The sequence below is a fragment of the Rhizobium cerradonense genome (assembly GCF_030182455.1).
Taxonomy (GTDB): Bacteria; Pseudomonadota; Alphaproteobacteria; order Rhizobiales; family Rhizobiaceae; genus Rhizobium.
This window is the reverse complement of record NZ_JAQJCK010000001.1, coordinates 212499-229689: the sequence shown is the minus strand read 5'-3', so window position 1 is coordinate 229689 and position 17191 is coordinate 212499. Positions and strand designations below refer to the sequence as shown.

The window sequence follows — 17191 nt, the reverse complement described above, 5'->3', positions numbered from 1 at the left end:
CGCAATGCCGCGTAGAAAAGCCCGCATCGGCCGTTTGCCAGCCGATGCGGTTCGCTTTTTTTACATCAATAGCCCTGGTTCTTCTTCTCCTCGTAGACCTTCTGCGGGTCGTCAGACTGTGTGTACAGCTTCGACTCGGTCTGGATCCACTTCGGCGGCTCCTTCTTGGTCTTGAGGTACGCGTCGAGGGCATCGAAGGCGGGGCCGGCCATGTTCGGCGTCAGTTCCACCGTCGCGTTTGCTTCGCCGGCCGCCATGGCCTTGAAGAGGTCCGGAACCGAATCGATGGATACGGTCAGGATATCCTTGCCCGGCTTCAGGCCGGCTTCCTTGATCGCCTGGATAGCGCCAACGGCCATGTCGTCGTTATGAGCGTAGAGCGCGCAGATGTCCTTGCCGCCATTTTCGGCCTTCAGGAAGCTTTCCATGACTTCCTTGCCCTTGGCGCGGGTGAAATCGCCGGTCTGGCTGCGGACGATCTTCAGGTTGTCATGGCCCTTGATGGCTTCTTCGAAGCCCTTCTTGCGGGCGATGGCCGGCGAGGAACCGGTGGTGCCCTGCAGCTCGACGATATTGCACTTCTTGTCGCCGACAGTCTTCACAAGCCAGTCACCGGCAACCTTGCCTTCGTGAATCTGGTCCGAGGTAACGGCGGTCAGATAGAGATCCTTCGGGGCGTTGATCGTGCGGTCAAGCAGGATGACGGGGATCTTGGCTTCCTTGGCTTCCTTCAGAACAGAGTCCCATCCCGTTTCCACGACGGGCGCCAGGAGAATCGCGTCGACACCCTGCGCGATGAAGGAGCGAATCGCCTTGATCTGGTTTTCCTGCTTCTGTTGGGCATCGGCGAATTTGAGGTCGATGCCGCGCTTTTCAGCCTGCTGTTTCGTAACCGTCGTTTCCGCCGCACGCCAGCCGGATTCCGAACCGATTTGCGAAAAGCCGACGACCAAATTCTTTGCCGATGCGGTCGTAAACATGCAAGCAGCAAGAATCGTGGCACTCACCAGTGCAGTCTTAAATTTCATGATGTCCTCCCAATTGGCCAACTCCTACGGCCGAAGGCAAAAAATCATATAGTAATACTTTTGTAAATCGGGATTCTATGACGCACTGCAACAAAAAAGGGCGTCCCTTGGACGCCCTTTTCAACTCAAGCGTTTTCCGCCTGATTTTCTTATTTTGAAGCCGGCAGCTTGTCGTCGACGCCTTCGATATAGAAGTTCATGCCGAGCAGAGTACCGTCATCGGCTTTCTCGCCGGCCTTCAGCCAGGGCGTACCGTCCTGCTTGTTGATCGGGCCGGTAAAGGGCGCGAGTTCGCCGGACTTGATCTTGGCTTCGGTCTCTTCAGCCATCTTCTTCACGTCGTCGGGCATGTTGGTGTACGGCGCCATCTTCAGAATGCCGTCCTTCAGGCCATCCCAGCTCTGTTCGGCCTTCCAGGTGCCGTCAAGCAGCGCATGGACGCGTTTGGAGTAGTAGTTGCCCCAGGTGTCGACGACGGCCGTCAACTGCGCCTTCGGGCCGGAGGCGATCATGTCGGACGCCTGACCGAAGGCATGGATGCCGCGCTCTTCAGCCACCTGCATCGGTGCCGTCGTATCGGTGTGCTGCGTCAAGATATCGACGCCTTGGTCAACCATGGCCTTGGCAGCGTCGGCTTCCTTGCCGGGATCGAACCAGGTGTTGACCCAGACGACCTTGAGCTTGAAGCTCGGATCGACCGAGCGCGCGCCCTGCTCGAAGGAGTTGATGCCCATCACCACTTCCGGGATCGGGAAGGAAGCGATGTAGGCGGCACCGTGATTCTTCGACGTCTTGGCAGCGATCTGACCCAGGATGTAGCGGCCTTCATAGAAGCGCGAGTTGTAGGTGGCGAGATTCGGGCCGCTCTTGAAGCCGGTCGCATGCTCGAACTTAACCTTCGGGAACTTCGCGGCGACCTTGACGGTCGCGTCCATGAAGCCGAACGATGTGGAGAAGATCAGCGAGCAGCCGGAGCGGGCGAGTCGCTCGATGGCGCGTTCGGCGTCCGGGCCTTCCGGTACGTTTTCGAGATAAGGCGTATCGATCTTGTTGCCAAACTCCTTCTGGACCTGCTGACGGCCGAGATCGTGCGCCTGCGAATAACCGCCGTCCGTATGCGAGCCGACATAGACAAAGCAGACCTTGGTCGGAGCCGCTTCGGCCGCAGCGCCGAAGCCGACAATGGCAGCGGCCGTGGTGGCGAGTGCGAGTGCTAGTTTTTTCATGGTTACCCCTGCTGGTTTGATATTTACGAAATCCGTCCGGTTGTTGTTCTTAGCGCTCCGGAACGAAGGCCTTGCCAAGCGACGCTGGCGTGTTGATCAATGTCGCCCGACGATTTTGAGAGATGATGATGAGAACCACAATAGTCGATGCGTAGGGTAGCATCGACAGAAACTGTGAGGGAATGCCGACGCCGAAGCCCTGCGCATGAAACTGCAGGATCGTCACTGCGCCGAAGAGATAGCCGCCGGCCAGGACGCGCATCGGCCGCCACGACGCGAAGACAACAAGGGCCAGTGTCACCCAGCCGCGGCCGGCCGACATGTTCTCGACCCATTGCGGCGTGTAGACCAGGGACAACTGTGCACCAGCGAGCCCGGCGCAGGCGCCGCCGAACATGACGGCGAGATAGCGCGTGCGGATGACGTCGATGCCGAGGGCATGTGCCGAGCCATGACTGTCGCCGATGGCGCGCAGCTTCAGGCCACTGCGGCTGCGGAAGAGGAACCAGTTGACCCCGATGAGCAGCGCGATCGACAGATAGAAAGTCAGATCCTGCTTGAACAGCACCGGCCCGACGAGCGGAATATCGGACAAGACCGGGAAGACGATTTCCCGCAACTGCACTCCGGGCACACTGACATAACCTTCCCCGATCATGCCGGAGAGACCGAGGCCAAGGATGGTCAGCGCCAGACCCGTCGCCACCTGATTGGTCACCAGCGTCAGCGTCAGGAAGCCGAACAACAGCGAAAATAGCGCGCCGCCGGCAATGCCGGCGATGAGGCCCACATAGGGCGATCCGCTCACCTGTGCGCCGACGAAGGCGGCGACAGCACCGATGATCATCATGCCTTCGACGCCAAGATTGAGCACACCGGAGCGTTCCACCACAAGTTCGCCGAGGCCGGCGATAACAAGCGGCGTCGAGGCCGTGATGATGGTGAGGAGGATCGCTTCAAAGACACTCATACTCATGCCGCACCTCCCCGAACCCGCGACCAGACCAGCCGGATCTTATAGTTGATCAGCGTATCGCAGGAGAGCACGAAGAAAAGCAACAACCCCTGGAAGACGCTCGCCGCCTTGGCGGAGATGCCGGGCGATAATTGCGCCGCCTCGCCGCCAAGATAGGTCAGCGCCAGCACGAAGCCGGAAAGGATCGCGCCGAGCGGATTGAGACGCGCCAGGAAAGCAACGATGATGGCGGTAAAGCCGTAGCCCGGCGATATTGCCGGCTGCAGATGGCCGATCGAACCCGCAACCTCGGAAATGCCGGCAAGGCCTGCCAGCGCGCCGGAGAAGAGGAAGCCGAACCAGACCATTTTCTTGGAGGAAAAGCCGGCGAAGCGGCCTGCTCGTTCCGATTGGCCAAGAACGGTTATCTCAAAGCCCTTCAGCGTGTATTTCATCATGAACCAGGCAAGGATCGCCGCGACGATGGCAAAGACGATCCCCCAATGCGCCCGACCGGAGTCCGCCCAGATCGCCGGCAGCACCGCCTCCGGCGGAAAATCGATACTCTGCGGGAAATTATGGCCCTGCGGATCGCGCCAAGGGCCGCGTGAGAGCCAATCCAGGTAGAGCTGCCCGATATAAACGAGCATCAAGCTCGTCAGGATCTCATTGGTGTTGAAATGCGCCTTCAACAACGCCGGAATGGCGGCATAGAGCGCCCCGCCGACAGCGCCGGCGATCAGCATCAGTGGCAGGACCATCGGCGAATGCCAATCGGTGAAGACAATCGGAATGTAGGAGCCGGCGACCGCACCGATGGTAAATTGGCCTTCGGCGCCGATGTTCCAGTTGTTGGACCGATAGCAGACGCAAAGGCCGACCGCGATCAGGATCAGCGGCCCCGCCTTGATCGCCAGTTCGTGCAGCGACCAGACTTCCAGCAGAGGCTCGACGAAGAAAGCGTCCAGCGCTTCCACCGGGTCCTTGCCGAGGACGGCGAACATAATGGTACCGGCAATCAGCGCCAGCGCGAGGGCGAGCAGCGGCGACAGGAAGCCGAACAGTTTCGAAGCCTGCGGGCGCCTTTCAAGTTCAATGCGCATGCATGGGCTCCGGATGCGTCTTTGATTCATGCAGGCCGCCCATTAGGAGACCGATCTTTTCCCGTGTCAGCTCGCCCGCCGGATAAGCCGGCGACAGCCGTCCTTCCGAAATGACGGCAATATCGGTGGCCACCTCGAATATTTCGTCGAGATCCTGGCTGATGACCAGCACGGCCGAGCCGTTGCGGGCAAGATCGACCAGCGCCTGACGAATATGGCTTGCGGCACCCGCGTCGACACCCCAGGTCGGCTGATTGACCACCAGCACCGTCGGCTGCCGGTCCAGCTCACGACCGACGATGAACTTTTGCAGGTTACCGCCAGAGAGCGAGCCCGCAGTCGGGTCCTCGCCGCTTTTGCGCACGTCCATGGCTTCGGAAATGCGCTTGGTCGCCTGTTTGACCGCGCCCCGACGGATCACCTTCAGGAAACCACCGCCGAGGAAGGCCCGGCGGTCCGATTTGCTGCGGGCCAGCACGAGATTGTCTGAAAGCTTCAGCCCCGACACCGCCGCATGGCCATGCCGCTCTTCCGGCACGAAACCGGCACCCAGCAGGCGGCGCGTATTGATACCCTTGGTGCCGACCGCCTGGCCACGCACCAGGATCAAATCGTCTGAAGGCACGGTATGTTCGCCGGAAACGACATCGAACAACTCCCCCTGCCCGTTGCCGGCAACGCCGGCGATCGCCAGAATCTCGCCCGCGCGTACGCGGAGCGAAACATTCTTCAGCGACATGGCAAAGGGCGCGCGCGCGGGCACAGAGAGACCGGCGACCTCGAGCTGGATATCGCCCTTCTTGCCAAGGCCTTCATGCTGCACGCTGGCAACATCGCTGCCGACCATCATGCGGGCGAGCGAGCCGGGCGTTTCCTGCCGTGGGTCACAGGCACCGGTTACCTTGCCATGGCGCAGCACCGTAGCGCGGGAGCAGATGCGTTGCACCTCCTCCAGGCGGTGGCTGATATAGAGCACCGAACGGCCTTCGTCCCGGAGCCGGAAGAGCGTTTCGAACAGGCGGTCGGCTTCCTGCGGTGTCAGCACCGAGGTCGGCTCATCGAGGATGATCAGCTTCGGATTCTGCAGCAGCGCACGGACGATTTCGATACGCTGGCGCTCGCCGACGGAAAGGTCAGCGACATGAGCATGGGGATCCAGCGGCAGGCCATAGGCTTGCGACAGGCTGGCAGCCTCCTCAGCGATCTTGCCGATCGGAATGCTGTCATCAAGGGAAAGGGCGATATTCTCAGCGACCGTCAGCGCCTCAAACAAGGAGAAATGCTGAAACACCATGCCGATGCCAAGCTTGCGTGCTTCGCCCGGCGAGCCAATCGAGACGAGTTGGTTTTGCCAGGCGATTTCGCCCTCGGTCGGCTCCAAAACGCCGAACAGCATCTTCACCAGAGTGGATTTGCCTGCGCCGTTCTCACCGAGCAGAGCGTGAATCTCGCCGGGCTGAATTTCCAGATCAATTCCATTGCAGGCAGCAAAGCTACCGAACAGCTTAGTCAGTTTGCGAACCGACAATAACGCACCGGTTGCCGGCACATCGAATGACGACACGTTCCCCTCATTTCCTTCCCACTGTCCTGCCCTTTCGGATCTATGGGATCAGCAGCGTAGTTCCACTCGTTTTTCTTGTTTCCAGATCCGTGTGCGCGCGCCCCGCATCGCTCAACGGATAGGTCTGGTTCACATTGATACGCACTTTGCTGCTTTGCACAACAGCAAATAATGCTTTCGCGCTGGCTCTCAGCTCCTCAGGCGTTGCGACATAGGCGAAAAGGCTTGGCCGCGTGGCGAAAAGCGAACCCTTCTGATTGAGGATGGCGAGATTGAAGTTCTCGATCGGGCCGGACGATTGACCGAAGGTCACCCACATGCCGCGCGGCTTCAGGCAATCGAGCGAATGTGGGAACGTGTCCTTGCCGACCGAGTCGTAAACGACGTCGACGCCCTTGCCGCCGGTAATCTCGCGGACACGATCGGCAAAGCTCTCCTTACTGTAATCGATGACGTGGTCATAGCCGTGCGCCAATGCCAGTTCGACCTTTTCCGCAGAACCGGCAGTGCCGATGACGGTGCCGGCTCCGAGAGCCTTGGCCCATTGGCCGGCGATCAAGCCGACGCCACCTGCTGCGGCATGAAACAGCAGCGTCGTTCCGGGGCCGACCTTGAAGGTGCGGTTCAAGAGGTATTCGGCCGTCATCCCCTTCAGCATCATCGATGCCGCGGTTTCGAGTGGGATATCGTCAGGCACCTTGACCAGATGGCGGGTTTCTATGTTGCGCTCGATGCTATAGGCGCCGTCGCTGCCGACATAGGCGACACGATCGCCGACGGCGAAATCGGTCACGCCCGGCCCGACTTCCGTGATCGTGCCCGCGGCTTCCTTGCCGAGCGGCAGAGGAAAATAGGGTGCCTTGTAAAGGCCCGAACGGAAATAGACGTCTATGAAATTAAGGCCGATCGCAGCGTGACGGATCTGCACCTCGCCGGCGCCCGGAGACGGCAGATCGACCTCCTCGAACTTCATGACATCAGGACCGCCATTTTCGTGGATGCGAATGGCCTTAGTCTTCTTCATGATGCGCAATCCTCATTGACGCCCGAGGGACGGGAAAAACTGCAGCACGGCGCCGATGCAATAAAGATAGATGCCGCTGACGATAAACAAGACAACAGCCCATTGCGGCATGACGAAATGCATCAGCAATGAATAGATTCCGAGGGCGGACCAAAGCAGGAATATACCAAGATTGAGCGGCCGCAGCCGCCTGACGCGCACCGGATGCAAGAAATTGATCGGCAGGAAGGTCAGGACGACGGAGACGCCCACGAGGACCATGGCGGTTGTTGCGCTAGCGTCGATGACGAAGAGCGTGAAGACCACCATGTTCCAGACGACCGGGAAACCGGAGAAGAAATATTCCTCCGTCTTCATGCCCATATCGGCATAATAAATGGCGCTGGAGACGACGATCATCCCCGCAGCGACGAAGGACCAGGGCTCGCCGATCATGCCTTTTTCGTAAAGCGCGAAAGCGGGCAGAAGCACATAGGTCACGTAGTCGATGATGTTATCCAGCGTATCGCCGGACCAGTTCGGCAACACTTCCTTGACGCTGACCTTGCGGGCGATCGGTCCATCGATGCCATCGACAAGCAGAGCCAGACCGAGCCACCAGAACATATCGACAAAGCGATGTTCCGCCGCCGCGACAACGCCGAGAAAGGCAAGGAACGAGCCGGATGCCGTCAATATATGTACGGAAAAGGCACGGATTTCCGCGTAAGGCACCCGCTTATAATTGAAGATTTTCATCCGCCCCGTTACTCGCCTGCTTATCTACCTGCCCCGGCAGGCGATTTTTCTTGCTAATATGCACCCTTTACGCGGCGCTGCCAGCGCAAAAGCGTCCATGTACCACAGGCTAGCGCGAGTTCTTGTCATTTTCACCCGCTGCGATGTTTCATCCCATGGATTTCAACAGGCTAAGCGTCTATTTTCAGAAAGAAAGATAATTGAGGCATCGATATGAAGCAGGTTGAAGTGGCCGTCATCGGCGGCGGTCTGGCGGGCATGATCGCGGCGATAGCCTTGGCGCGCGGTGGGCGAGCCATTGCCCTCATAGCCCAGCCGCATAACAAGGCCGACCGGCGGACCACGGCGCTGATGGACCAATCGATTCGCTTCCTGGAGCGGCTGGCGCTGTGGGACAGGATTGCGCCTTCGACCGCCCCCCTGACCACCATGCAGATCATCGACGGCACGACGCGGCTGCTGCGTGCGCCGACCGTCGCCTTTCGCGCCTCTGAAATCGGCCTCGACGCCTTCGGCTATAATATACCGAACGCCGCACTGCTCAGCGCCCTCAGCGAAGCCGTAAAAGCGGAGGGCAATATCACGCTTATCGAAATGGCGGCCTCCGAGGTCACTGTCCGCGACGATGGCGTCACCGTCACCCTCGAAGACGGCGAAACGCTCGACACTGCCTTTGTCGTCGGTGCGGATGGGCGCAATTCGATGGTGCGGGAAACGGTCGGGATCAAGGTCAAGACCTGGTCCTACCCGCAATCGGCCATGGTGCTGAACTTTGCGCATTCGCTGCCGCATCAGAACATCTCGACGGAGTTCCACACAGAAAGCGGGCCGTTCACCCAGGTCCCCCTGCCCGGCAATCGCTCCAGCCTCGTCTGGGTACAAAAGCCGGCGGAAGCCGCTGCCAATGCCGAAAAATCGCTGGAAGATCTCGGCCGCCTGATCGAGGACCGCATGCAATCGATGCTCGGCAAGGTTACGGTCGAGGACAGCGTGCAGGTTTGGCCGCTCTCCGGCATGACGGCCTATCGCTTCGGCAAGGGCCGCACCGCGCTGATCGGTGAGGCCGCGCATGTTTTCCCACCGATCGGCGCCCAGGGGCTGAACCTCAGCCTGCGCGATATACTGACGCTCGTCGAAATTCTGGCAAGCCCCACCGGACAGCCGATTTCAGCATCCGCCGGCGGCAGTTTCGACCGCCGTCGCCGCGTCGATATCATTAGCCGCACAGCGAGCGTCGATCTCTTGAACCGCTCTCTGCTTTCGGATTTTCTCCCCGTTCAGATGCTGCGAGCCGCGGGGCTGCACGTCCTTTCGGCCATTCCGCCACTGCGCAACATCGTCATGCGTGAAGGCATCGAGCCGGGCGGCGGCTTACGCGGTTTTCCGTCGATGTTACGGGAAAAGCTGCGCCGGTAGGGCACCGGACTTGATCAAATAAAGCACCAGCGAGACCGTCGCGACTGAACAAGCGGTGGTGATGAGGATCGTCGCGGAGGCCCGCTCCTGCCAGACGCCATATTGTTGGCCGATGACGAATACATTCGTCGCCGTTGGCAGGGCGGCGAGCAATACCGCTGATTCGATCCAGATCGGATCGAAGCCGCCGACTGCCTGCAGCGCGACATAAACGACCAGCGGATGCAGAATGAGTTTGGCCGGAACGATATAGCCGATCTCGGTCGGGACACGCTTCAGCGGCCGCAGCGCCAACGTCACGCCCATGGCGAACAATGCGCAGGGTGCGGCGGCCTGCGCCAGATAGTCGACAAAGTGTTGGAAGGCGACCGGCTGGCCGACCGAAAAAGCAGCGGCGACGAAGCCGAGCGCGGTCGACACAATGAAGGGGTGCAGCAGCACTCTTCTGGCAATGTCGGCGACAAGCCGTCCGGACGATCGCTTGTCGCCGCCCTCGATCGCCATCAGCGCCGGCGCGACGATGAAATGCAGCGCATTTTCAAAGCAGACAATCAGGGCGACAGGAACGGCGGCCTTTTCGCCGAGCGCCAGCAGCGCCAGACCCGGCCCCATATAGCCGATGTTGCCGTAGGCGCCGGCGAAAGCCTGGATCGTGCTGTCGGCCAGCGAATTGCGGCGCAGAAAGCATCCGGCCAGGAACAGCAGCAGGAAGATCAGATAGGTCGCGGCCAGATCGGTGATGATGAAATCGGCGCGCGTCAATTGTTCGATCGGCGTTTGCGAGACGAGCTTGAAAAACAGGGCTGGCAGCGCCGCATAGATGATGAAGGTATTGAGCCAGCCAAGTGCTTCCGCCGGCTGTCTGGTGATGCGCGCGGCGATGTAACCGATTACGATCAGGCCGAAGAACGGCAGCAACAGACCGACAATGTCAGCCATCGGGCATATCCCATTTTGGGTGATTGGAAAGGGAGACTGGAGTTGCTTAGCCGATTTGCGTCAGGATTGGAAAGGTCTGCTGAAACCAGATCGCCATGTCGCTGACATAACCGAATATGAACGCCAGACCGGTGAGCACCAGAAGCCCGCCCATGACCTTCTCCACCGTGCCGAGATGGCGGCGGAAGCGAACAAGGAAGGTCATGAAGGCACCGGAAAAACCGGCAGCGATCCAGAAGGGGATAGCAAGGCCGAGCGAATAGATGGCGAGCAGCCCCGCGCCCGCGCCGATCGTCTCACGCGAAGCCGCAACGCCGAGAATCGCGCCCAGCACCGGACCGATGCAGGGCGTCCAGCCGAAGGCGAAGGCAAGACCCATGATATAGGCGCCTGTCAGCGTCGCCGGTTTGCCGCCGCCCTGGAAACGCGCCTCGCGGGCGAGAATGCCGAGCCGGAAAACGCCGAGGAAATTCAGGCCCATGACGACGATGATCAGGCCGCCTATTTTCGCTAGGATATCGAGATGCTGGCGCAGCAGAATGCCGATCGAGGACGCGCCAGCGCCAAGCGCAATGAACACGGTCGCAAAGCCAAGCGTGAAGAACAGCGCCGAAAACAGGACATTGCCGCGAACGCCTGGCCCGGCCGCGACGGCCGCTCCGCCACCGCGAAATTGCTCGACGGAAATGCCGGCCATATAGCAGAGATAAGGCGGCACCAGCGGCAGCACGCAGGGCGAAAGAAACGAAAGCGCTCCGGCGAGCAAGGCGCTCAGAAGCGAGATATCGGCAAGCGACACGATAGACTCCGGCTATGTCATTCAGCCGTCTTACTAGCGTTGCTGGAGCCGGAAGGCCAATCACCTTTTCGAGGGGCGCGCGAGCGATGCCATTTCATTGATCCTTGGATGAAAAATCGGCCAGGAGGATCCCGCCTGAACCATGGCACTGTGCAGCGGCATATACGGATGGCGGAAGCAGTTCACCAATTAGTGCCTTTTTCACATACTGCTAATATCCGAATTTACCTCGCTCGACATGGGCACCATTGTTCCTAATCGTCCCACGACTGCGAGGAGCGTGTTATGGCGTCTGTTGATATGCAGCATTTCGAAGCCTTAGGGATCGAAAATAGCGGTTCCCTTGGCATGATTCCGGTACACGATTCGTCTGCCGGTGCGATGAGGCATAAAGCCGAGTGCGTGTTGCGGCTAAAAGCCGAAGGAAAGTCGATGGATTGCATCGCCCGCGAGGCTGGCGTCAGTCGATCGACCGTAACCAGAATCATGCGTTATGTAGAGCGCGCATCCGCCGGATAATAAGCCGGCCACGGACCAAGTCGTGATTCTTCGGTGCAGCGAATCATATATCCCGCCGTGCCCACACCTTAAGCTGCTAATTTTACTGAGTTTTTGGTGAGAGCGATGGGATTCGAACCCATGACCTACTGATTAAAAGTCAGTTGCTCTACCGGCTGAGCTACGCTCTCCCCGTCCGCGGATGATTGCACCCCGGCTGGAAGTGCGCGGAACATATGCAGACGCCCTATTGCGGTCAACCCATAAAATCGCGGTTACGACGACGTACAACGCTTTTCCGCATGTCGAAGTGGTGAAAGCTGCCTGTGTCGATGCGCAAATCGGGAAGATCAGCATAGGAAGCCGCGTCTTTCTTCGCGAAAAAAGCAAGGATTGGTCGTTTTGATGATAGGAAACCGCAGAATTCCTCAATTTAAGGATTATCTTATAGGTTATACCTGCCTTTTCGGGAGATTTGCCGCACACCTTTAGAGTGGCAACTACGCTTTTCTCATTCAAATGACTGACTCGGCAATCACTGCCTCAGAATGTTACCACGGTATGATAGGATGATTTTTTGAATGCTTGACGCCTGAATTCTTGAGACATCAGTTCAGAATCAGGTTGAGGCCGGCACTGGGTCGGGGACGCCAATGAAGCAGAAATCCGAACTCGATAAATGGTGCAAGGCACAGGAGCAATTTTTGCGTTTCCATCTGCATTGTCTGAAGCAGGGCCGCATTCGTGTACACGCCGTCGAAAACAACCGGTTCATCGACACGACCGATGAAGTCGCCGAGGAGCTGAGAAAACAGCTTGCCGATCTCAGAGCTTGCTTCGCCACGCCGGAACAACGGTAACATTCTTCCTTAATAATCGGGATCTGCACGCCAGCGGCTCTGATCGCAACCCAGACGCAATTGTTTGCGGCCCGAATCGCTTTTGGTGTATATCGAAATTTATTGGCAACCCGCCGATTCCCTCAGGAGGATTTCTATGGAAGACGCACACGTCGGTTGGATCGCAGCAATCATCATTGGCGGCTTCGCAGGCTGGCTCGCCGAAAAGCTCATGGAAAGCAACATGGGTCTTATCATGAACATCATCCTCGGCATTGTCGGGGCGATTGTTGCTAGCTGGCTCCTGGGGATTCTGCACATCGCATTGCCGTTCAACGCATGGATCAACTATCTGATCACCGGCTTCATCGGCGCCTGCATCCTGATTTTCGTCGGTCGGTTGATCAGACGATAGGCGCCCGCTCAGCGAGCAAAATCCGTCAGGACAGAGATAGTCAAGGGGAAGACGGGGATATCTCGCCTTCCCTTTTTTATTGTATTTATGTGACATTTTGGCTTTCACAACCCTTTTCAACCTCGCCCGCAGCCCTAGCTTTTGTTGGTAGACGGAAGAGGAGGTTGGAAGCATGACCCAAAGCGCCAATCAGACGCCGGGCCGGAAGGTAATACGCGGTCGCCCCTACAGCATCGCCGAATTCGCACGAAAGTATCGCCTCGATGACAAGGAAGCCAAGCGGCTCTTCGACAAGTTCGGACCATCTGCTACGGAACTGGATTTGCTGATGGCTGCCAAGCGGAAGCCGCCCAGCCTTTCTTCCGCAATCGGCTATTGATCCCCTATCACGGCTAGAGAATGCCGGGCTCTCTCGCCCGGCCCTTTGACCGGTTGACTCCACCAAATCAGAACTTCGACAGGTCCGCTCGCCAGCACCTTCCCGATACGGGAAAGACTTTGCTGCGAGTTCGCCCGACTGCAGCAGGCATTCCACGTGAGCACGATCGTTCGACCGGAGTGCAAATAGGCTACGCCTGCATCGCCCTTGCCTGATATATCACAGTCGCTTGCCATCGCGGCAACGACATGCCAACTTTTGATGTATCAATGGAATCATCCGGGAATGCAGAATTCGCAAAGCCACCGCGCCTATCTCGCCCTCGAGCATCGGATCGTTACGCTGGCGCTGAAACCGGGTGCACTGGTCACGGAAAAGCAACTGATCGAATTGGCCGGCCATGGGCGCACGCCGGTGCGCGAGGCAATCCAGAAGCTGGCATGGCAAGGGCTGATCCATGTACGGCCGCGCGTGGGATTGCAGATCGCGGAGATTCGGCTGGCAGACCATATGCATGTCATGCAGGTCAGGCGCGAACTCGAACCGATCGCCGCGTCGCTGGTCGCCAGCCATGCCACTGAGGAACAGCGGGAACAACTGCTCGAATGCGCCCGGCTGATGACCGAGTGCGCCGCAACGCGCGATCTGCCGGGCTTCTTTGCCGCCGACAAGACGTTTGATGAAATTCTCGAGGATGCCTGTCCGAACGGCTTCATCACGGCCGCACTTGGGCCAGTGCAGACCCATTCACGTCGGCTCTGGTATTCGACCGCGACGCCTGACGGCATGGACCGCTCGATCGCATTGCATGTCAGCGTCATCAGGGCGATCCATGGGGGCAACAGCGAAGATGCCCGCAAGACGATGGCGGCTCTGATCGATTATCTCAGCGACAGATGAAAAAGGCGGCCTCGCTGTCGAGACCGCCTTGCCTATTCCGATATCCGAAGGTTCAGAGAGTGGTTCAGCCTTTCATGGGAACGCAGAACCGCTTTATCTTTTTTGCAATCCCGGATGGAAAACGGCCTTAGCCGACGAAGGCGCGTTCGATGACGAATTCGGCCGGCTTGCTGTTGGCGCCCTCGCTAAGACCTGCCTTCTCAAGCAGATCCTTGGTATCCTTCAGCATCGCCGAGGAGCCGCAGATCATGCCGCGGTCGATGGCAGGATCCAATGCGGGGACGCCGAGATCGGTGAAGAGCTTGCCGTTTTCGATGAGATCGGTAATGCGGCCCTTGAAGGGAAACTCTTCGCGGGTGACGGTCGCATAATGGCGCAGCTTGTCGCCGACGACTTCACTCAGGATTTCATCGTTGCGAATTTCCTCGACGAGGTCGAAGCCGTATTTCAGCTCGGCGACATCACGGGTCGTATGGGTGAGGATCACTTCCTCGAACTTCTCGTAGGTCTCAGGGTCGCGGATCAGGCTGGCGAAGGGCGCGATGCCGGTGCCGGTCGAGAACATATAGAGCCTTCTGCCAGGCGTCAGCGCGTCGAGCACCAGCGTACCCGTCGGCTTCTTGCGCATCAGCACCTCGTCGCCCGGCTTGATGTTCTGCAGATGCGAGGTCAGCGGACCGTCCGGAACCTTGATCGAGAAGAATTCAAGCTCGTCGGCCCAGGCGGGGCTCGCGATCGAATAGGCGCGATAAAGCGGCTTGCCGTCGACCATGAGGCCAATCATCGCAAATTCGCCCGAGCGGAAGCGGAAGCCCTGCGGCCGGGTCATCGTAAAGCGAAAGAGCCGGTCGGTATAATGTGTCACGCTCAGTACCTTCTCGGCAAAGACGCCGGCGGGCACTGCGGAAACAAACTCTTCGGTCTTGGCAGGGGCGTTCATTCGGTATCGGATCCCGTATTCGTCGTACACGTCATTCTTGGCAGGCTGCGTTTTGCGAGGCTGATATTATAATATAGCCCCGATTTAAAGGCATTCTATTCCATCCCACGGCGCCGGCATAAAATATGCGTGTTCCGGTCAGGATTCACGCATCATGTGAGCCGTATATACCAAGAATGCGGCAATCCGATGTATTTCGCATTGCCGGCATCCCTGGGCTAGAAGCCGAATTAGGCCGTTTTAGCCGCCTTACGGCGCCAACTAAAGGCTTGGCCATCTTCGGCTTGCCGGGCGGTCGGCTGATAGTGATGCGGAATGCCCGGAAGGCGCTGCTCCGAAAGCCTCTTCAGCGCCGTCTCGTTGGTAACCGCAAAACTGTCGATACCGACACGCAGCATCAACGGAATCTGGTCGATCAGCACATCGCCGACCGCACGCAGCTCATTGGCATAACCAAGGCGCTGACGCAGCAGCGAAGCATGGCTGAAGGCGCGGCCATCGTTGAAAGCCGGAAACGCTACGGCGACGATCTCCAGGCGGGAGAGATAGGGCTCCAGCCGCGTCACATCGTCAGCCGGCTTGATCAATACGCCAAGGCCGACATCGTTGCTTTCCTCGGCCTTGGCAATCAAGGCATCGAGGCCAAGCAGAGGCTTCTGCTCTTCGGTCGCCTTCGGCTCATCGGTCTCGATGATCCAGAGATCGTTTGCGACAAAACCGGTTTCCCGCCAAATCTTCGTCATGGCCATCTCCTTACGCCGCTTCAGCCGCAGCCGAGCCGTAGAGCGCGTCCTTGAAAGGCTGCGGTCCGACGCGGCGGTAGGCGGCGAGGAAGGTTTCGGAGGGTTCCAAGCGCAGGCCGAGATAAGTATCGACGATTGTCTCGATCGCGTCGGTCACCTTGTCCGGCTCAAAGCCGCGGCCGATGATCTCACCGATCGAGGTATGTTCGTCGCCGGAACCGCCAAGCGTGATCTGATAGAGTTCCGCACCCTTCTTCTCGACGCCGAGCAGGCCGATATGGCCGACATGGTGGTGACCGCAGGCGTTGATGCAGCCAGAAATCTTGATCTTCAGCTCACCGATTTCGGCCTGACGCTCGGCCGAACCGAAGCGCTTGGAAATTTCCTGCGCAACCGGGATCGAACGGGCATTGGCGAGAGCGCAATAGTCCAGCCCCGGACAGGCGATAATATCCGTGATCAGGCCGGCATTAGCCGTTTCGAGACCGGCGGCGACCAGACCGCGATAGACGGCCTCGAGATCGGCCAGCGCCACATGCGGCAGGATCAGATTCTGCTCATGGCTGACGCGGATTTCGTCGAAAGCATATTCTTCGGCGATATCGGCGACCACGTCCATCTGCGCATCCGAAGCATCGCCCGGAATACCGCCGATCGGCTTCAGCGAGATCGTCACCATGCCATAATCGGGGTTCTTGTGCGGCTGCACATTCTGCTGCACCCAGCGGGCAAAATCCGGATCGGCTTTTTTCCAGCGGGCAAGGTTTTCCCAGCCTTCGGCACGCTCGGGCAGAGCCGGCGGCGCGAAATAGGTAGCGATCGCCTGAACGTCCGCTTCGGGAAGCTTCAGTTCGGTGTCCTTCAGCTTCACAAACTCGGCCTCGACCTGGCGGGTCAATTCCTCAGCCCCGGTTTCGTGCACGAGGATCTTGATGCGGGCCTTGTATTTGTTGTCGCGGCGGCCGTGCAGATTGTACACGCGCACGATGGCGGTCGTGTAGGACAGCAGGTCTTCTTCCGGCAGGAAGTCGCGGATCAGCTTGGCGACCATCGGCGTACGGCCCTGCCCGCCACCGACGTAGACGGCAAAGCCGATTTCGCCCTTGTCGTTCTTCTTCAGATGCAGGCCGATGTCGTGCACCTGGATGGCGGCGCGGTCGCGCTCGGCGCCGGTGACGGCGATCTTGAACTTGCGCGGCAAGAAGGAGAACTCCGGGTGGACCGAGGACCACTGCCGCAGGATTTCCGCATAGGGACGCGGGTCGGCGACTTCGTCAGCGGCAGCACCGGCAAAATGGTCGGCTGTGACATTGCGAATGCAATTGCCCGACGTCTGGATGGCGTGCATCTCGACGGAAGCGAGGTCGGCAAGCACATCGGGTATATCGGACAGCTTCGGCCAGTTGAACTGCAGATTCTGGCGGGTGGTGAAATGGCCATAACCGCGGTCATAGGTGCGCCCGATATGGGCGAGCATACGCATCTGGCGTGAGCTCAACGTGCCATAAGGAACGGCGATGCGCAGCATGTAAGCATGGAGCTGCAGATAGACGCCATTCATCAGCCGCAGCGGCTTGAACGCATCTTCCGAGAGTTCACCCGAAAGGCGCCGCTGCACCTGATCGCGGAACTGTGCAACCCGTTCCGCAACAAAGGCGTGGTCAAATTCGTCGTAACGATACATG

At 59.0% G+C, this 17191-nt stretch carries 18 protein-coding genes and 1 tRNA gene; 6 read left to right on the top strand and 13 right to left on the bottom strand.

Annotation, left to right across the window (positions count from 1 at the left end):
- Positions 1 to 65 precede the first annotated feature (65 nt).
- The 7 genes from ytfQ to pcsA form a co-directional block, all read right to left on the bottom strand.
- Entirely contained in the window at positions 66 to 1028 is a 963-nt protein-coding gene (ytfQ, locus tag PH547_RS01195) for a galactofuranose ABC transporter, galactofuranose-binding protein YtfQ (RefSeq protein ID WP_104823036.1), read from the bottom strand.
- Between the two features lie 149 nt (positions 1029 to 1177).
- On the bottom strand, positions 1178 to 2254 hold the full coding sequence (locus PH547_RS01190; protein WP_260303857.1) for a BMP family ABC transporter substrate-binding protein: 1077 nt from the start codon (positions 2252 to 2254) through the stop codon (positions 1178 to 1180).
- Between the two features lie 49 nt (positions 2255 to 2303).
- Complete coding sequence (locus PH547_RS01185; RefSeq protein ID WP_285167491.1) at positions 2304 to 3224, bottom strand: ABC transporter permease; 921 nt, start codon at positions 3222 to 3224, stop codon at positions 2304 to 2306.
- Positions 3225 to 3226: 2 nt separating this feature from the next.
- Entirely contained in the window at positions 3227 to 4312 is a 1086-nt protein-coding gene (locus PH547_RS01180; RefSeq protein ID WP_104823033.1) for an ABC transporter permease, read from the bottom strand.
- The gene (locus tag PH547_RS01175) at positions 4302 to 5876 is read right to left on the bottom strand and encodes an ABC transporter ATP-binding protein (RefSeq protein WP_104823032.1); all 1575 of its coding nucleotides are present in this window, start codon (positions 5874 to 5876) and stop codon (positions 4302 to 4304) included. The genes PH547_RS01180 and PH547_RS01175 overlap by 11 nt, the downstream gene beginning before the upstream one ends.
- Positions 5877 to 5916: 40 nt before the next feature.
- A complete protein-coding gene (locus PH547_RS01170) occupies positions 5917 to 6900 on the bottom strand; it encodes a quinone oxidoreductase family protein (RefSeq protein ID WP_104823031.1) in 984 nt (327 codons plus the stop codon).
- Between the two features lie 12 nt (positions 6901 to 6912).
- Positions 6913 to 7638 (bottom strand): phosphatidylcholine synthase, encoded by a 726-nt coding sequence (gene pcsA / locus PH547_RS01165; protein ID WP_104823030.1) that lies wholly within the window; start codon positions 7636 to 7638, stop codon positions 6913 to 6915.
- A 213-nt stretch (positions 7639 to 7851) separates the two neighbouring features.
- Here pcsA and PH547_RS01160 point away from each other — a divergent pair, with 213 nt between their 5' ends.
- Positions 7852 to 9054, top strand: coding sequence for a UbiH/UbiF family hydroxylase (locus PH547_RS01160; RefSeq protein WP_104823029.1), 1203 nt, complete (start codon positions 7852 to 7854; stop codon positions 9052 to 9054).
- Here the strand turns inward: PH547_RS01160 and PH547_RS01155 are convergent.
- The gene (locus tag PH547_RS01155; RefSeq protein ID WP_104823028.1) at positions 9031 to 9993 is read right to left on the bottom strand and encodes an AEC family transporter; all 963 of its coding nucleotides are present in this window, start codon (positions 9991 to 9993) and stop codon (positions 9031 to 9033) included. The two genes, PH547_RS01160 and PH547_RS01155, sit on opposite strands and share 24 nt — an antisense overlap.
- Before the next feature lie 46 nt (positions 9994 to 10039).
- Positions 10040 to 10792, bottom strand: a complete 753-nt coding sequence (locus PH547_RS01150; protein WP_104823027.1) for a cytochrome c biogenesis CcdA family protein — start codon at positions 10790 to 10792, stop codon at positions 10040 to 10042.
- Positions 10793 to 11077: 285 nt separating this feature from the next.
- On the opposite strand from PH547_RS01150, the gene PH547_RS01145 reads away from it, so the two are divergent.
- Positions 11078 to 11311, top strand: coding sequence for a helix-turn-helix domain-containing protein (locus tag PH547_RS01145; RefSeq protein WP_104823026.1), 234 nt, complete (start codon positions 11078 to 11080; stop codon positions 11309 to 11311).
- A gap of 94 nt (positions 11312 to 11405) precedes the next feature.
- Here the strand turns inward: PH547_RS01145 and PH547_RS01140 are convergent.
- Positions 11406 to 11481: transfer RNA gene (locus PH547_RS01140), tRNA-Lys, on the bottom strand.
- Between the two features lie 462 nt (positions 11482 to 11943).
- On the opposite strand from PH547_RS01140, the gene PH547_RS01135 reads away from it, so the two are divergent.
- The 4 genes from PH547_RS01135 (at position 11944) to PH547_RS01120 (ending at position 13823) form a co-directional block, all read left to right on the top strand.
- Positions 11944 to 12150, top strand: a complete 207-nt coding sequence (locus PH547_RS01135; protein WP_158704449.1) for a hypothetical protein — start codon at positions 11944 to 11946, stop codon at positions 12148 to 12150.
- A 136-nt stretch (positions 12151 to 12286) separates the two neighbouring features.
- Positions 12287 to 12544: a GlsB/YeaQ/YmgE family stress response membrane protein gene (locus tag PH547_RS01130; RefSeq protein ID WP_104823023.1), complete on the top strand. Its 258-nt coding sequence runs from the start codon at positions 12287 to 12289 to the stop codon at positions 12542 to 12544.
- A gap of 172 nt (positions 12545 to 12716) precedes the next feature.
- Positions 12717 to 12923, top strand: coding sequence for a hypothetical protein (locus tag PH547_RS01125; protein ID WP_104823022.1), 207 nt, complete (start codon positions 12717 to 12719; stop codon positions 12921 to 12923).
- 285 nt (positions 12924 to 13208) lie between these two features.
- Complete coding sequence (locus PH547_RS01120) at positions 13209 to 13823, top strand: GntR family transcriptional regulator (RefSeq protein WP_104823021.1); 615 nt, start codon at positions 13209 to 13211, stop codon at positions 13821 to 13823.
- 127 nt (positions 13824 to 13950) lie between these two features.
- Here PH547_RS01120 and PH547_RS01115 read toward each other — a convergent pair whose 3' ends face one another.
- The 3 genes from PH547_RS01115 to PH547_RS01105 form a co-directional block, all read right to left on the bottom strand.
- Complete coding sequence (locus PH547_RS01115; protein ID WP_104823020.1) at positions 13951 to 14763, bottom strand: ferredoxin--NADP reductase; 813 nt, start codon at positions 14761 to 14763, stop codon at positions 13951 to 13953.
- 230 nt (positions 14764 to 14993) lie between these two features.
- Positions 14994 to 15506 (bottom strand): DUF934 domain-containing protein, encoded by a 513-nt coding sequence (locus PH547_RS01110; RefSeq protein ID WP_104823019.1) that lies wholly within the window; start codon positions 15504 to 15506, stop codon positions 14994 to 14996.
- Positions 15507 to 15516: 10 nt separating this feature from the next.
- A complete protein-coding gene (locus PH547_RS01105; protein ID WP_104823018.1) occupies positions 15517 to 17190 on the bottom strand; it encodes a nitrite/sulfite reductase in 1674 nt (557 codons plus the stop codon).
- Position 17191: the final 1 nt, after the last annotated feature.

What these genes read in the sequence shown, in the direction of transcription:
- PH547_RS01110 (WP_104823019.1), bottom strand. Translation starts at nt 15,506, where the DNA reads ATGACGAAGATTTGGCGGGAAACCGGTTTTGTCGCAAACGATCTCTGG.
- PH547_RS01130 (WP_104823023.1), top strand. Translation starts at nt 12,287, where the DNA reads ATGGAAGACGCACACGTCGGTTGGATCGCAGCAATCATCATTGGCGGC.
- PH547_RS01115 (WP_104823020.1), bottom strand. Translation starts at nt 14,763, where the DNA reads ATGAACGCCCCTGCCAAGACCGAAGAGTTTGTTTCCGCAGTGCCCGCC.
- PH547_RS01155 (WP_104823028.1), bottom strand. Translation starts at nt 9,993, where the DNA reads ATGGCTGACATTGTCGGTCTGTTGCTGCCGTTCTTCGGCCTGATCGTA.
- PH547_RS01120 (WP_104823021.1), top strand. Translation starts at nt 13,209, where the DNA reads ATGCAGAATTCGCAAAGCCACCGCGCCTATCTCGCCCTCGAGCATCGG.
- PH547_RS01160 (WP_104823029.1), top strand. Translation starts at nt 7,852, where the DNA reads ATGAAGCAGGTTGAAGTGGCCGTCATCGGCGGCGGTCTGGCGGGCATG.
- PH547_RS01180 (WP_104823033.1), bottom strand. Translation starts at nt 4,312, where the DNA reads ATGCGCATTGAACTTGAAAGGCGCCCGCAGGCTTCGAAACTGTTCGGC.
- PH547_RS01145 (WP_104823026.1), top strand. Translation starts at nt 11,078, where the DNA reads ATGGCGTCTGTTGATATGCAGCATTTCGAAGCCTTAGGGATCGAAAAT.
- ytfQ (WP_104823036.1), bottom strand. Translation starts at nt 1,028, where the DNA reads ATGAAATTTAAGACTGCACTGGTGAGTGCCACGATTCTTGCTGCTTGC.
- PH547_RS01135 (WP_158704449.1), top strand. Translation starts at nt 11,944, where the DNA reads ATGAAGCAGAAATCCGAACTCGATAAATGGTGCAAGGCACAGGAGCAA.
- PH547_RS01170 (WP_104823031.1), bottom strand. Translation starts at nt 6,900, where the DNA reads ATGAAGAAGACTAAGGCCATTCGCATCCACGAAAATGGCGGTCCTGAT.
- pcsA (WP_104823030.1), bottom strand. Translation starts at nt 7,638, where the DNA reads ATGAAAATCTTCAATTATAAGCGGGTGCCTTACGCGGAAATCCGTGCC.
- PH547_RS01185 (WP_285167491.1), bottom strand. Translation starts at nt 3,224, where the DNA reads ATGAGTGTCTTTGAAGCGATCCTCCTCACCATCATCACGGCCTCGACG.
- PH547_RS01125 (WP_104823022.1), top strand. Translation starts at nt 12,717, where the DNA reads ATGACCCAAAGCGCCAATCAGACGCCGGGCCGGAAGGTAATACGCGGT.
- PH547_RS01190 (WP_260303857.1), bottom strand. Translation starts at nt 2,254, where the DNA reads ATGAAAAAACTAGCACTCGCACTCGCCACCACGGCCGCTGCCATTGTC.
- PH547_RS01105 (WP_104823018.1), bottom strand. Translation starts at nt 17,190, where the DNA reads ATGTATCGTTACGACGAATTTGACCACGCCTTTGTTGCGGAACGGGTT.